At 73.3% G+C, this 14,705-nt stretch carries 9 protein-coding genes; 3 read left to right on the top strand and 6 right to left on the bottom strand.

Annotated features, from left to right (window positions below; translation table 11 throughout):
• The first annotated feature begins 153 nt into the window (after nt 1-153).
• The 3 genes from ACFYNS_RS02815 to ACFYNS_RS02805 all read left to right on the top strand — a co-directional run bounded on the left by ACFYNS_RS02815 (nt 154) and on the right by ACFYNS_RS02805 (nt 5,613).
• On the top strand, nt 154-1,560 hold the full coding sequence (locus tag ACFYNS_RS02815) for an FGGY family carbohydrate kinase (RefSeq protein WP_360292363.1): 1,407 nt from the start codon (nt 154-156) through the stop codon (nt 1,558-1,560).
• A 305-nt stretch (nt 1,561-1,865) separates the two neighbouring features.
• On the top strand, nt 1,866-3,599 hold the full coding sequence (locus tag ACFYNS_RS02810) for an ABC transporter ATP-binding protein (RefSeq protein WP_360303270.1): 1,734 nt from the start codon (nt 1,866-1,868) through the stop codon (nt 3,597-3,599).
• 91 nt (nt 3,600-3,690) lie between these two features.
• Complete coding sequence (locus ACFYNS_RS02805) at nt 3,691-5,613, top strand: ABC transporter ATP-binding protein (RefSeq protein ID WP_360303268.1); 1,923 nt, start codon at nt 3,691-3,693, stop codon at nt 5,611-5,613.
• 112 nt (nt 5,614-5,725) lie between these two features.
• On the opposite strand, the gene ACFYNS_RS02800 is transcribed toward ACFYNS_RS02805, so the two are convergent.
• The 6 genes from ACFYNS_RS02800 to cutA form a co-directional block, all read right to left on the bottom strand.
• Nucleotides 5,726-7,102: a sigma-70 family RNA polymerase sigma factor gene (locus ACFYNS_RS02800; protein WP_388600339.1), complete on the bottom strand. Its 1,377-nt coding sequence runs from the start codon at nt 7,100-7,102 to the stop codon at nt 5,726-5,728.
• A 397-nt stretch (nt 7,103-7,499) separates the two neighbouring features.
• Nucleotides 7,500-9,416: a DNA primase gene (gene dnaG / locus ACFYNS_RS02795; protein WP_360294760.1), complete on the bottom strand. Its 1,917-nt coding sequence runs from the start codon at nt 9,414-9,416 to the stop codon at nt 7,500-7,502.
• A 56-nt stretch (nt 9,417-9,472) separates the two neighbouring features.
• A complete protein-coding gene (locus tag ACFYNS_RS02790) occupies nt 9,473-11,215 on the bottom strand; it encodes a pyruvate dehydrogenase (protein WP_360294757.1) in 1,743 nt (580 codons plus the stop codon).
• Between the two features lie 264 nt (nt 11,216-11,479).
• On the bottom strand, nt 11,480-12,751 hold the full coding sequence (locus tag ACFYNS_RS02785) for an FAD-dependent oxidoreductase (protein WP_360294755.1): 1,272 nt from the start codon (nt 12,749-12,751) through the stop codon (nt 11,480-11,482).
• Between the two features lie 251 nt (nt 12,752-13,002).
• Nucleotides 13,003-14,328 carry a deoxyguanosinetriphosphate triphosphohydrolase gene (locus ACFYNS_RS02780; protein WP_360294752.1) on the bottom strand — a complete coding sequence of 442 codons (1,326 nt, stop codon included), beginning with the start codon at nt 14,326-14,328 and terminating at the stop codon, nt 13,003-13,005.
• A 28-nt stretch (nt 14,329-14,356) separates the two neighbouring features.
• A complete protein-coding gene (gene cutA / locus ACFYNS_RS02775; protein ID WP_360294749.1) occupies nt 14,357-14,689 on the bottom strand; it encodes a divalent-cation tolerance protein CutA in 333 nt (110 codons plus the stop codon).
• Nucleotides 14,690-14,705: the final 16 nt, after the last annotated feature.

The raw sequence follows: 14,705 nt of genomic DNA, 5'->3' as shown, positions 1-14,705 counted from the left end.
TCCGGTCGTCGTGCCTGTGGGCCTGTGGGTCGTGCCGGTGGATCGTGCCTGTGCGGCCCGGGGCGGTCGCGAGGCCCGGCGGGAGGCGCGGCGTCCGTCACCGGGGCGGGGTGCCGGGCCCGGTACGGGCGGCTATGAGGCATCATTCCGGCCATGGGGATAGTCGCCGGCCTGGACAGTTCAGCCGAGTACACGAGCATCGTCGTCTGCGATACCGAAACGGGTGCGGTCGTCCGGCACGGGCACGCCGAGCACCCCGGTGAGCGCGACGATCCGCAGTCCTGGCTGCGCTCCCTCGGCACGGCAGCGGGCGGCGGGCAGCTCGCCGACGTGCAGGCGATCGGTGTCTCGGCGCAGCAGCAGGGCCTCGTCGCGCTGGACGGCACGGGCGAACCGGTCGGCGCCGCGCTGCTGGGCAACGACCAGCGGGTGCAGACGGCCGCGGCGGACCTGGTGGAGGCGTTCGGCGGGCATGCGGCATGGGCGGCGGCCGTCGGCACGGTCCCGCAGGCCGCGCACCCGGTCTCCAAGCTGCGCTGGCTGGCCCGCGAACAGCCGGCGGCGGCGCGGCGGACCGCCGAGGTCATGCAGCCGCACGACTGGCTGGTGTGGCAGTTGCTGGGCCGCCCGGCGCGGCGGGTGACCGACCGCGGGGACGCCTCGGGCACCGGCTACTGGTCGGCGGCCACCGAGTCCTACCGGCCGGACCTGGTCGAGCTGGCACTCGGACACCGGGTGGGGCTGCCGGAGGTGGCCGGTCCGGCGGAGCCCGCCGGGCACACCCCTGAGGGGCTGCTGATCTCCGCCGGTACCGGCCAGACGATGGCCGCCGCGTTCGGCCTGGGGCTGGGCCCAGGCGATGTGGTGATCTCGCTCGGCGCGACCGGTTCGGTGTGCGCCGTCCACCACGAGGCGCTGGCCGATCCTTCCGGGACCATCACGTCCTACGCGGACGCCACCGGCATGCATCTGCCGGTGGTGCGCACCCTGAACGCGACGCGGGTGCTGCGCGGCACCGCCGGGATGCTCGGCACGGATCTGGAGGGCCTCTCCGAGTTGGCGCTCTCCTCCACCCCCGGCTCCTCGGGTCTGGTGCTGCTTCCCTATCTGGAGGGCGAGCAGACGCCGCAGCTGCCGCACACCGCGGGCTCGCTGCACGGGCTGCGGCGCGAGAGCATGCAGCCGGAGTTCCTGGCGCGGGCCGCTGTCGAGGGCATGCTGTGCGGGCTGGCGGACGCGCTGGAGGTGCTGCGCGCTCGCGGGGTGTCGGTGCGGCGGGTCTTCCTGCTGGGCCAGGCGGCGGGACTGGGCGCGGTCCGGGAGGCGGCGCCCGCGCTGCTGGACGCGCAGGTCGTGGTGCCCGAGCCGGCCGACTACGCGGCGATCGGCGCGGCCCGGCAGGCGGCGTGGGCGCTCTCCGGCTCCGGCCGTCCACCCCAGTGGCCTGCCGCGGCCTGCCAGGTGTTCGAGGCGGGCGAGCAGCGGGCCGTCGGGCAGGCCGTGCGGCAGCAGTACGCCACGGTGCGCGAGGAGATGTATCCGGGGGCGCTGGGCGTCTGACCCCCGCGGCGCACCAGCGCCCCGCGCCCCCGCGCAGCGCCGGTGCGCCGGGAGCGGGAGGCCCGTGACGGGAGCCCGAGGCGGACGATCCGCGACGGGTGCTGGAGGCGGGTGTCCCGCGGTCCGGGCCGGGAGCGGGCGGCCCGCGGTGCGGGCCGGAGGCGGGTGCTCGGCGGCGCGCGTCGAGGGCCGGTCGTGCGGCCATCCGGACCGTCCAAAACCGGAGGCGGCCCCGTACCGGACACTTGTACGCTCGATCACTTGCGCCTTCCGTTCTCCCGACCTGACCGACCGAGGAAATCCGTGTGCTGATCCGCCTCCTCCGCGCCCGGCTGCGCCTGTACCAGCGGCCGATCGCGCTTCTCGTGCTGCTGCAACTCGTGCAGACGAGCGCCACGCTGTATCTGCCCACTCTGAACGCGGACATCATCGACAACGGTGTCGTTCTCGGCGACACCGGCTACATCCTGCGCCACGGCGGCCTCATGCTGGCGGTCTCGGTGGTGCAGGTGGTGTGCAACATCGGTGCCGTCTACCTGGGCGCACGGACCGCGGCCGCGGTGGGCCGCGACATCCGCGCGGGCGTCTTCGACCGCGTGCAGTCCTTCTCGGCCCGCGAGGTCGGCCGGTTCGGCGCGCCCTCGCTGATCACGCGCACCACCAATGACGTGCAGCAGGTGCAGACGGTGACGCTGATGGCGTTCACCCTGATGGTCACCGCTCCGATCATGTGCTTCGGCGGCATCTTCATGGCGCTGGGCCAGGACGTGCCGCTGTCGGCCGTGCTGCTGGCCGTCGTGCCGGTGCTGGGCGTCACGGTCGGGCTGATCGTGCGCCGGATGCGGCCGCTGTTCCGCTCCATGCAGGAGCGGCTCGACCACGTCAATCGGATCCTGCGCGAGCAGATCACCGGTGTCCGCGTCATCCGGGCCTTCGTCCAGGACGCCTACGAACGCCGCCGCTTCCACGCGGCCAACACCGAGCTGACCGACATGCAGTTGCGCACCGGCCGGTTGATGGCGCTGATGTTCCCCGTGGTGATGACCGTGGTGAACATCTCCAGCGTGGTGGTGGTCTGGTTCGGCGCACACCGCATCAGCGGCGGCGAGATGGAGATCGGGGCGCTGACCGCGTTCCTCGCGTACCTGATGCAGATCGTGATGTCGGTGATGATGGCCACCTTCATGTTCATGATGGTGCCCCGCGCCGAGGTCTGCGCCGAGCGGATCCAGGAGGTGCTGACGACCGACTCCAGCGTCACACCTCCCACCACGCCGGTCACAGCACTGCGGCGGCACGGCCATCTGGAGCTGCGCGGCGCCGGGTTCGGCTACCCGGGAGCCGAGGCACCGGTGCTGCACGGCATCGATCTGGTGGCGCGACCCGGCGAGACCACCGCCGTCATCGGCTCCACGGGCAGCGGCAAGTCCACCCTGCTGGGCCTGGTGCCCCGGCTGTTCGACGCGACGGCGGGGGAGGTCCTGGTGGACGGGGAGGACGTGCGCGCGCTGGACCCGGCGCTGCTGGCGGACACCGTGGGGCTCGTGCCGCAGCGCCCGTACCTCTTCTCCGGGACGGTTGCCTCCAACCTGCGCTACGGGCGGCCCGACGCAAGCGACGAGGAGCTGTGGCACGCCCTGGAGGTCGCGCAGGCCAAGGACTTCGTGGAGCGGATGGAAGGCGGTCTGGAGGCGGCCGTCGCACAGGGCGGCAGCAACGTCTCCGGCGGGCAGCGGCAGCGGCTGGCCATCGCGCGGGTGCTGGTGCACCGGCCGGAGATCTACCTGTTCGACGACTCCTTCTCGGCGCTGGACTACGCGACCGACGCGGCGCTGCGGGCGGCGCTCGCGCGCGAGACGGAGGAGGCCACGGTCGTCATCGTCGCGCAGCGGGTGGCGACCATCCGGGACGCCGACCGGATCATCGTCCTGGACGAGGGCCGGGCCGTGGGAACGGGGCGGCACCACGAGCTGATGGAGAGCAACGGGACCTACCGGGAGATCGTGCTCTCCCAGTTGACCGAGAGCGAGGCCGCGTGAGCGGGGCACACACCACCGTCCGGCCGCGGGCAGCGGGGATGACCGGCCCCGTGCACCGTGCGCGCGTGGCGGCGAGCGGGAAGGACACACCATGAGCGGGCCCGGGGGGATGGCCGGAGGGCCGCCCCGACGATCCATGGACTTCGCCGGCTCGGGCAAGCGTCTGCTGCGGCAGTTCCGGCCGGAGCGGGGCCTGCTGCTGATGATGCTCGGGGTGCTCGTCGTCAGCGTCACACTGAGCGTCGTCGGCCCCAAGCTCCTGGGGCATGCGACGGACCTGGTCTTCGGCGGCTTCGTCGGCCGGAAGCTGCCCGCCGGACTGACCAAGGAGCAGGCGCTGGAGAACCTGCGCCAGCGCGGGGACGACGGGGTGGCCGACATGCTCTCCGGGATGGACTTCACCCCGGGCCAGGGCATCGACTTCGGCGCCGTCGGCGCGGTGCTGCTGGGTGTGGCGGCCGTGTACGCCGCGGCCGGGCTGCTGATGCTGTGGTCGGGACGCATATCCGTCCGGGTGATCACGCGTACCGTCTTCCGGCTGCGGGAGCGGGTGGAGGAGAAGCTGGGCAGGCTGCCGCTGTCCTACCTGGACGGCCAGTCGCGCGGCGAGGTGCTCTCCCGGGTCACCAACGACATCGACAACCTCGGCCAGACGCTGCAGCAGACCATGGGCCAGCTCATCAACTCGCTGCTGACGATCGTCGGCGTGCTGGCGGTGATGTTCTGGATCTCGCCGCTGCTGGCGCTGGTCGCACTGCTGACGGTGCCGCTGTCGGCGCTGGTCGCCACGCGGGTGGGCAAGCGGGCGCAGCCGCAGTTCGTCGCCCAGTGGAAGTCGACCGGCACGCTGAACGCGCACGTCGAGGAGATGTACACCGGGCACGCGCTGGTGAAGGTCTTCGGGCGGCAGCGCGAGTCGGCCGAGGTCTTCGCGGAGCAGAACGAGGAACTCTACCGGTCCGGCTTCAAGGCCCAGTTCATCAGCGGGGTCATGCAGCCCGCGATGATGTTCGTCGGCAACCTCAACTATGTGCTGGTGGCGGTCGTCGGCGGACTGCGGGTGGCCTCGGGAGCCCTGTCCATCGGGGACGTGCAGGCGTTCGTGCAGTACTCGCGGCAGTTCAGCCAGCCGCTCACCCAGGTCGCCTCGATGGCCAACCTCGTGCAGTCCGGGGTGGCCTCGGCCGAGCGGGTCTTCGAGATCCTCGACGCCGAGGAGCAGTCGCCCGACCCCGACGAGGCGCGTGCGGTGCGGCCGGCCGCACCGCGGGGACGGGTGGAGCTGCAGCACGTCTCCTTCCGCTACGCGGAGGACACCCCGCTGATCGAGGACTTGTCGCTCTCGGTCGACCCCGGCCGGACGGTGGCGATCGTCGGCCCCACCGGTGCCGGGAAGACCACCCTGGTCAACCTGCTGCTGCGGTTCTACGAAGTGCGGGGCGGCCGGATCCTGCTGGACGGCACGGACATCGCCGCCATGTCCCGCGAGGACCTGCGCGCGGGTATCGGCATGGTGCTGCAGGACACCTGGCTGTTCGGCGGCACCATCGCGGACAACATCGCCTACGGGGCGCAGGGAGCCACCCGCGCGCAGGTGGAGGAAGCCGCGCGGGCCGCGCACGCCGACCGGTTCATCCGCACCCTGCCGGACGGCTACGACACGGTCCTGGACGCCGAGGGCGACAGCGTCAGCGCGGGCGAGAAGCAGTTGATCACCATCGCCCGCGCCTTCCTCTCCGACCCGGTGATCCTGGTCCTGGACGAGGCCACCAGTTCCGTGGACACCCGTACCGAGGTGCTGATCCAGCAGGCGATGGAGCGGCTGGCCGCGGAGCGGACCAGCTTCGTGATCGCCCACCGGCTCTCCACCATCAGGGACGCGGACGTGATCCTGGTGATGGAGAACGGCGCCATCGTCGAACAGGGCAGTCACGAGGAGCTGCTGTCCGCGGGCGGCGCCTACGCGCGGCTGTACCGTTCGCAGTTCGCCGAGGCGGTGGCGGAGGTGGACTGACCCGCCCCGCCGCCATGCGGGCCGCTCCTCGCCGCCGTGCGCCGACCGGATCCGGTCCGGCCCGGACCGGGTGGGCGGTGCCGCGCGGCGGGCGGGCGCGTCAAGCGAGCTGTCAGTCCAGATAGCCCCGCAGCTGGTCCGCGAAGGCGTGGTCGCGCAGCTTGGTGAGGGTCTTGGACTCGATCTGCCGTATCCGCTCCCGCGTGACGCCGAAGAGCCGGCCGATCTCCTCCAGCGTGCGGGGCCTGCCGTCGATCAGTCCGTAACGGAGCTGCACGACCTTGCGTTCGCGCTCACCGAGCGTGGAGAGCACCGCCTCCAGATGCTCGCGCAGCAGCAGGAACGCGGCCGACTCCACCGGCGAGGGCGCGTCCCCGTCCTCGATCAGGTCGCCGAGGTTGACGTCCTCCTCCTCGCCGACCGGCGCGTGCAGCGAGACGGGCTCCTGGGCGAGCCGCAGCACCTCGGTCACCCGCTCCTCGGTCAGGTCCAACTGGGCCGCGACCTCCTCGGCCGCGGGCTCGTACCCGCGCTCCTGGAGCATCCGGCGCTGCACCCGCACCACCCGGTTGATCAGCTCGACGACGTGCACCGGCACGCGGATCGTCCGGGCCTGGTCGGCCAGGGCCCGGGACATGGCCTGGCGGATCCACCAGGTCGCGTAGGTGGAGAACTTGTAGCCGCGCGCGTAGTCGAACTTCTCGACCGCGCGGATCAGCCCGAGGTTGCCCTCCTGGACGAGGTCGAGCATGGTCAGGCCGCGGCCCACGTAGCGTTTGGCGACGGACACCACCAGCCGCAGGTTCGCCTCGATGAGGCGGCGCTTGGCCAGTCTGCCGCGCACCACCAGGCGGTCGAGGTCGAGCGCGAGCTCCCCGTCCAGGGTGGGCGAGTCGGCGAGCTTCGCCTCGGCGAAGAGCCCCGCCTCCACACTCCGGGCCAGCTCCACCTCCTCGGCGGCGGTGAGCAGCGGGATGCGGCCGATCTCGCGCAGGTACTGGCGGAAGAGGTCCGCCGAGGCGCCGGTCGCGGGCGCCTCCGGCTGCGGCGCCGTCGGCTCCGCCCCCTCCTCGGCCCGGGGCGCCCCGCGCTGCTCCGGCACGGTCCCGCCGGGCTCCGGAACGCCGGGCGCGCCGCCCGGGGAGCCGGGCTCCGCGAGGGGCACCTGGGCCGGTGGGCCGAGGAGGGCCGCGGCCGAGGAGGCCGGCACGGGCGATTCGGCGACGGGCACCCGCCCCGGGTGCGCCGGGGGCGCCGGGGGCGCGGAGTGCGCGTCCAGCGGGGCGGTCGAGGCGGCGTGGGGCGCCGCATTCCGGGTCCGGGTCTGCACGGGGGCGACCTCCAGTGTGATCGCTGCCGGTTCGGGGGCGGCGTGCGGGACGGGAACGGCCGCGGCCGGGCCGCGCTCCATCCCGTACGGAACGTGCGGTTCCGCGGGGGACTTTGGCCCGTTCCGGCCAGCACCGCCCCGCTCCGAGGACTCAGGCACCGCTCACCAGTGTGGGGTACGACACATGCCCGCCACGAGAGGCGTGCGGGCAGTTTTTCCGCCAAACGTCACCCTCAGCACACGATCCGCTACGCGCCATTGGGGCTGCTGAGGCCGCTGTTCTCCCTGGGGCACCGGCAGTGGCAGCTCCGCGAAGCCCGACGGCGCACCCGCCGACCGCCCCGAGGCGCTCACCGGGCCCGGGGGCGCTTACCGGGAGCGGCCGCAGCGCGGCGAGCCCGAAAACGTGCGCCAGGCGCGCCGTCCCACGCCCGCGGCGGGCACCGCAGGCCGCCGGGGCGGGCCGCAACAACAGCCCGCCGGGCGCGAGTCGGCCCCGCGCGGCCGGACACCGCAGCCGGCTGCTCCCCCGCCGCCGGACGGTCCCCGTTCGGCGTCAGAGCGCCGCGGCACCCCGCTCGCGCAAGGCGATGCCGTACTGCTGGAGCGTCCAGATCTGCCGGCGCACGCCGGCCGACTGCTCGTACTCCTGGCGCGCCTCCAGACGCCGCGCCGCGCCCTCCAGTTCGGCGATGCGGGCGTTGACGGCGGCGCGGCGCACCGCGACCAGCTGCTCGCCCGCGTACGCCTCGTCGACCTCCCGGTTGCGGGCGCTGCGCAGCGGCTCGACGGCCAGCTCGGTGACCAGGGAGCGCACCGTGTCGTCCGGTGCCGCGTCCCGCACCCGTCCCAGGTAGCCGCTGTCCCCGACCCCGGCCTCGGCGCCGCCCCCAGCCTCCACCGCCTGCCGCACCACGGCGTAGGGCGGCGCGGTGAACTCGTCCGTCCCGTAGGCGTCGAAGGCGGGCGAGACCAGCTCCGGTCGCTGGAGCGCCAGCTTGAGCAACTCGCGCTCGACGCGGTGGGCGGGACTGCGCAGGTTCAGATCCGGACCGCGGGGCACGAAGGGTGCCTGCACGGCCGGGCTCTCCTGCGCGCGTGCGGCGCGCCCCGCGGTGCGCGGCGGCGCCTGGCCGCGCTCGCGCGCCCACCGGGAGAGCTGGGCGACGCGGCGGACGACGAACTCCTCGTCCACGATGCCCAGCAGCCCGGCCAGCCGTACCGCGTAGCCGCGCCGGATGGAGGGGTCCTTGATCTGGGTGACGACCGGCGCGCCCTCCTCCAGTGCGGCGGACCGCCCCTCGGCGGTGTCGATGTTGTGCCGGTCCACGATGGAGCGGATGGCGAAGTCGAAGAGCGGGGCACGGTCCTCGATCACCTTGGCCACGGCCTCGTCGCCGTGCGCGAGCCGCAGATCGCACGGGTCCATACCGCCGGGCGTCAGCGCGATCCAGGTGCGGGCCGCGAACTTCTGGTCGTCCTCGAAGGCGCGCAGCGCGGCCTTCTGTCCGGCCGCGTCGCCGTCGAAGGTGAAGACGACCTCCGACTGCGCGTTGTCCATCAGCACCCGGCGAAGGATCTTCACGTGCTCCCCGCCGAAGGCGGTGCCGCAGGTGGCGATGGCCGTGGTCACTCCGGCCAGGTGGCAGGCCATCACGTCGGTGTAGCCCTCCACGACGACGGCGCGGTTGGCCTTGGCGATCTCCCGCTTGGCCAGGTCGATGCCGTAGAGCACCTGGGACTTGCGGTAGAGGGGTGTCTCGGGCGTGTTGAGGTACTTCGGCCCCTGGTCGTCCTCGCGCAGCTTGCGGGCGCCGAAGCCGACGACGTCGCCGGTGATGTCGCGGATCGGCCACATCAGGCGGCCGCGGAAGCGGTCGATGGGCCGGCCGTTGCGCGCCTCCTGCGCGAGGCCGGAGAGCGTGAGCTCCTTGTCGGTGAAACCCTGCCCGCGCAGATAGCGCACCAGGTGGTCCCAGCCCGCCGGGGAGTAGCCGATGCCGAAGTGCCGGGCGGCCTCCTGGTCGAATCCCCGGTCGGCGAGGAAGCGGCGGCCGACCTCGGCCTCGGGCCCGTCGAGCTGCTCGGCGTAGAAGCGGGCCGCGATCCGGTGCGCCTCCACCAGCCGGGTGCGCTCCCCCTGCTGGGAGGCGCGGCCGTAGCCGCCCTCCTCGTAGCGCAGGGTGATCCCGGCGCGGGCGGCGAGCCGCTCGACGGACTCGGAGAAGGACAGGTGGTCGACCTTCATCACGAAGTCGAGGGTGTCCCCGCCCTCCTGGCAGCCGAAGCAGTGGTAGAACCCCTTGCTCGGGCTGACGTGGAACGAAGGGGACTTCTCGTCATGGAACGGGCACAGCCCCTTGAGGTTTCCGCCGCCCGCGTTGCGGAGCTGGAGGTACTCGGACACCACGGAGTCGATCGGGACCGCGTCCCGGACCGCCTTCACGTCCTCATCGTTGATCCTTCCAGCCACGTGGGAAGTCTACGGCCGCCCGGTGACACTCCCCGACCCCGGTGCGGCGGCGCGGCTCAGGGCCGCGGGATGTTGCGCAGATTCGACCGCGCCATCTGGACCATCCGCCCCACTCCCCCGTCCAGCACGGTCCGGCCCGCGGAGAGCGCGAAGCCGCTCACCTGCTCCCGGGTGATCTTCGGCGGCAGGGAGAGCGCGTGCGGATCGGTCACGATGTCGAGCAGCGCGGGCCCGTCGTGCGAGAGCACGTCCCGCAGGGCGCCGCGCAGCTGCTTGGGCTTCTCGACCCGTACGGCGTGCGCGCCCGCGGCCTCGGCGAGGGCCGCGAAGTCCGGGTTGCGGTTGTGGGTGCCGTAGGCGGGCATCCCGTCGACCATCATCTCCAGCTCGACCATGCCCAGCGAGGAATTGTCGAACAGCACGATCTTGACCGGCAGGTCGTACTGGACCAGCGTGAGGAAGTCCCCCATCAGCATGGTGAAGCCGCCGTCCCCGGAGAGCGAGACCACCTGCCGGCTCCGGTCGAGGAACTGCGCGCCGATGGCCTGCGGCAGCGCGTTGGCCATCGAGCCGTGGCTGAAGGAGCCGATCACCCGGCGCCGCCCGTTCGGCGTGAGATAGCGCGCCGCCCATACGTTGCACATCCCGGTGTCCACGGTGAAGACGGCGTCGTCGGCCGCCTCCTCGTCCAGCACCGAGGCCGCGTATTCGGGGTGGATGGGGGTGTGCTTCTCGACCTTGCGGGTGTACGCCTTGACGACGCCCTCCAGCGTCTCGGCGTGCTTGCGCAGCATCCGGTCCAGGAACCGGCGGTCGGTCCTGGCCCGCACCCGGGGGGTGAGGCAGCGGAGCGTCTCGCGCACGTCGCCCCACACCGCGAGGTCGAGGGCGGTGCGCCGGCCCAGGTGCTCGGGGCGCACGTCGACCTGGACGATCCGGCAGTCCTTGGGCAGGAACGCGTTGTACGGGAAGTCGGTCCCCAGCAGGATCAGCAGATCGCACTCGTGGGTGGCCTCGTAGGCGGCACCGTAGCCGAGCAGTCCGCTCATGCCCACGTCGTAGGGGTTGTCGTACTGGATCCACTCCTTGCCGCGCAGTGCGTGCCCCACCGGGGTCTTGAGCCGCTCGGCGAACTCCATGACCTCGCCGTGCGCACCCGCGGTACCGGCGCCGCAGAACAGCGTGATCTTCTCCGCGTCGTCGATCAGGTGCACCAGCGCGTCGATCTCCGCGTCCCCGGGGCGCACGCTGGGGCGCGAGGTGACCAGCGCATGCTCCTCCGGGCTGTCGGGCGCCGCCTCGGACGCCAGATCGCCGGGGAGCGCGACGACGCTGACCCCCTGCTGCCCGACGGCGTGCTGGATGGCCGTCTGGAGCACCCGCGGCATCTGCTGCTCGCTGGAGATCAGTTCGCTGTAGTGGCTGCACTCGGCGAAGAGCCGGTCGGGGTGGGTCTCCTGGAAGAAGCTGGTGCCGATCTCGCTGCTGGGGATGTGCGAGGCCAGCGCGAGGACGGGCGCCATCGAGCGGTGCGCGTCGTAGAGCCCGTTGATCAGATGCAGGTTGCCGGGGCCGCAGGAGCCGGCGCACGCGGCGAGCTTCCCGGTGAGCTGTGCCTCGGCGCCGGCCGCGAAGGCGGCGGTCTCCTCGTGGCGGACCTGGATCCAGTCGATGGCGGGGGTCCGCCGAATGGCGTCGACCACCGGGTTGAGGCTGTCCCCCACCACACCGTAGAGGCGCTCCACCCCGCAGCGCACCAGCGTGTCGACGAACTGCTCGGCCACCGTCTGTTTCGCCATCGTTCACCGGTCCTTCGCTCGCCGCGCCACGGGAGGGCGGCGGTACGGGGTGTCGCTCTTCCGCTGAACGTATTCCCCGTCCGCCGCTCAAGCATCACGTGAATCTCCCCTACCGGCACGGCGTCGGCCGGTACGGCGGCGGACCACGGTGGCGGAACGGCGTACCGGTGGGCCGCCCCGCGCGGGGCGGCCCACCGGTACGGACCCGCCCGCGCGGGGCGGCCCACCGGTACGGACCCGGCGAGCCCGGGCTCACGGTAGGGCTCAGGCCGGATCGGCAGCGCCCAGCGACTCCAGCGGCACACCCGGGTCGGCCAGCGCGTCGGGGTCCACCGCGGCGCCGGACCTGATCAGGTCCTGCACGGCCCCGGTCACGTCCCAGACATTGGCGTTCAGCCCGGCCAGCACCCGGTTGTCCCGCAGCCAGAACGCGATGAACTCGCGCTTGGCCAGATCCCCCCGGCACACCACCTGGTCGTAGGAGCCGGGCGGGGCGTGCCCGGAGTACTCCATGCCCAGGTCGTACTGGTCCGAGAAGAAGTACGGCACCCGGTCGTAGGACACCTGCGCGCCGAGCATGGCCCGGGCCGCCGCCGGACCGCCGTTGAGCGCGTTGGCCCAGTGCTCCACCCGCAGCCGGTCGCCCAGCAGCGGGTGCGCGACGGCGGCGGCGTCGCCGGCGGCGTGGATGTCCGGATCGCTGGTGCGCAGCGAGGCGTCCACGGCGATCCCGCCGCCCGGGCCCGGCGCCAGCTCCAGACCCGCGCTCTCGGCCAGCGCGGTGCGCGGCGCGGCGCCGATGGCGGCCAGCACGTCGTGCGCGGGGTGCTCGTCACCGTCGTCGGTGCGCACACTCTGCACCATGCCGTCGGTGCCGGTGATCTCGGTCAGCCGGGCGCCGAAGTGGAAGCGGACGCCGTGCTCGCGGTGCAGGTCCGCGAAGAGCGCGCCCAGCTCCGGGCCGAGGGCGCCGTGCAGCGGCGTGGGCTCCGGCTCGATGACGGTGACCTCCGCGCCGTAGGTGCGCGCCGCCGCGGCCACCTCCAGGCCGATCCAGCCCGCCCCGGCGATCACCAGGTGGCCGTTCTCCTGGCCCAGCGCGCTCAGCACCCCACGCAGCCGCTCGGCGTGCGCCAGCCGGCGCAGGTGGTGCACACCGGCCAGGTCGGTCCCGGGGATGTCCAGCCGCCGTGGCTCGGCACCCGTGGCCAGCAGCAGCTTGTCGTAGTGGATGCGCGTGCCGTCGCCCAGCCGGACCGACCTGCCCGCCCGGTCCAGCTGCACCGCGGGCTGCCCCAGGTGCAGCTCGATGTCGGCGCCCGCGTACCAGGCGGGCTCGTGCACGAAGACGCTGTCCCGTTCGTCCGAACCGGCGAGGTAGCCCTTGGAGAGCGGAGGGCGCTCGTAGGGATGGTCGCGCTCGTCGCCGATCAGGATGACGCGGCCGGTGAACCCTTCCGCGCGCAAAGTCTCGGCGGCTTTCGCCCCCGCCAGCCCTCCGCCGACGATGACGAACGTACGGTGTGCGTCGACCACTTGAAGCCTCCTCCTCGAAGACGCTGCCCCCTGCGGGCCCTGCTGTCCCCCGTCGTCCACACGTGAGCGTCCCGCATCGGGGCGGGCCCGGGAAGAGGCAGGGGGCATGGATGGGACGTATGAGCCCCGCGACGAGTTCCGAGGCGCCGGACGACCCCGGGGGGGCGCCGGACACCCGGCCCGGTGCCCGGCCGGCCCGGCGCGGGCGCGGCCCCGGCCGGCCGCGCGTCCCATGCGGAGCGCCGCGCACCTCATCCGTGCTGCCCGCGCATCGCCAGCGCGCGGTGCAGGGCGCGGGCGGCGGCGTCGGTGAGCGTGGAGATCTGGTCGACGACCACCCGCAGCCGCGCCGTGTCCGGGTCCGGGGCGAGCGCTGCCTCCGCGTACAGGTCCGCGTACTGCGGATCCAGCCCCTCCGGCGCTCTGGCCAGCAGCGCCTCGGCCAGTTCACGCAGGACCACCCGCTGCTCGCGCCGCAGCCGCTCCAGGTCGGGCCGCTGCATCACATAGCGGTCGGCGACCGCCTTGAGCACGGCGCACTCCAGTCGCGAGGACTGCGGGACGATCAGTTCGGCCGCGTACCGGGTCAGCGGGCCCGAGCCGTGCGCGGCCCGGGTCGCGGCCTCGGCGGCCATGCAGAAGCGGCCGATGAGCTGGCTGGTGGCGTCCTTGAGGCGGGCCTGGGCGTGTGCGGTGCCGTCGTAGGAGTGCGGCCACCAGTCCTGCTCCAGGAGCCGGTCGAGCGCGGCGGCCAGCTCGCCCTCCCCGGCTCCCGGCGCGTAGCGCTCCGCGGCCACCTCGAACACATCGCCGCGCTCGGGTCCGGACCGCAGGATGCGCGGGTCCAGATGGCCGGCCCTGATTCCGTCCTCCAGATCGTGCACCGAGTAGGCCACGTCGTCCGACCAGTCCATGACCTGCGCCTCGAAGCAGGTGCGGCCCTCCGGCGCGCCCTCGCGCAGCCAGCCGAAGACCGGCAGGTCGTCCTCGTAGACGCCGAACTTGGGCGAGGCGGGGTCGTCCGGATGACCGCCGCGCCGCCACGGGTACTTGGTCGCTGCGTCCAGTGCGGCCCGCGTCGCGTTGAGCCCGACGTAGCCCTGGCCCTCCAGTTGCGCGGAGAACCGCTTGGGCTCCAGCCGGGTGAGCAGCCGCAGCGACTGCGCGTTGCCCTCGAAGCCGCCCGCCGGTGCGGCGATCTCGTCCAGCACGGCCTCGCCGTTGTGCCCGAACGGCGGGTGCCCCAGGTCGTGGGCGAGGCAGGCCGTCTCGACCAGGTCGGGGTCGCAGCCCAGCGCGGCACCCAGCTCCCGGCCCACCTGGGCGCACTCCAGGGAGTGCGTCAGCCGGGTGCGCGGCGTCGCGTCCCAGGCGGGGCTGGCGCTGCCCGGTGCGACCAGTTGCGTCTTGCCCGCCAGCCTGCGCAGCGCCGCTGAGTGCAGAACCCGGGCGCGGTCGCGCTGGAAGGCGGTGCGCCCCGGCCGCTTGTCCGGCTCCGGCACCCAGCGCGCGAGGTCGGCGGGACCGTAGCGCAGCGCCGCGGGGGCGCCGCCCTCTACCGCGAAGGAGGGTTCCATACACCGACCGTAACCGCAGGGCCCGGGCTCACGGCTGCGGGGCGGGCCGCGTCTCCTCCTCCACCCACCGCAGATAGTCCGCGCTGCCGCGCACCACGGCCGTGGCGATGATCTCCGGCACCTCGTACGGGTGGGCCTCGCGGAGGTAGTCCTCCAACGCGCCGTAGCGGTCGGCGCAGGTCTTGAACAGCACCTGCCACTCGGAGTCCGTCTGCACCGCGCCCTCCCACCGGTAGACGGCGGTGACGGGGCCGTTGAGCTGGGCACACGCCGCCGCCCGCCGGGTGATCGCTCCGGCGGCGAGCGTCTGGGCCTGCTCCTGGGAGGCGGTCGTCGTCAGCACGGTGAGGATCTCGGTCATCCGGACAGCGTAGCCA

This window comes from Streptomyces sp. NPDC006925 (genome assembly GCF_042869575.1).
Classification (GTDB): Bacteria; Actinomycetota; Actinomycetes; order Streptomycetales; family Streptomycetaceae; genus Streptomyces.
The sequence above is the reverse complement of the archived record's forward strand: the minus strand, read 5'-3'. Positions and strand labels throughout refer to the sequence as shown.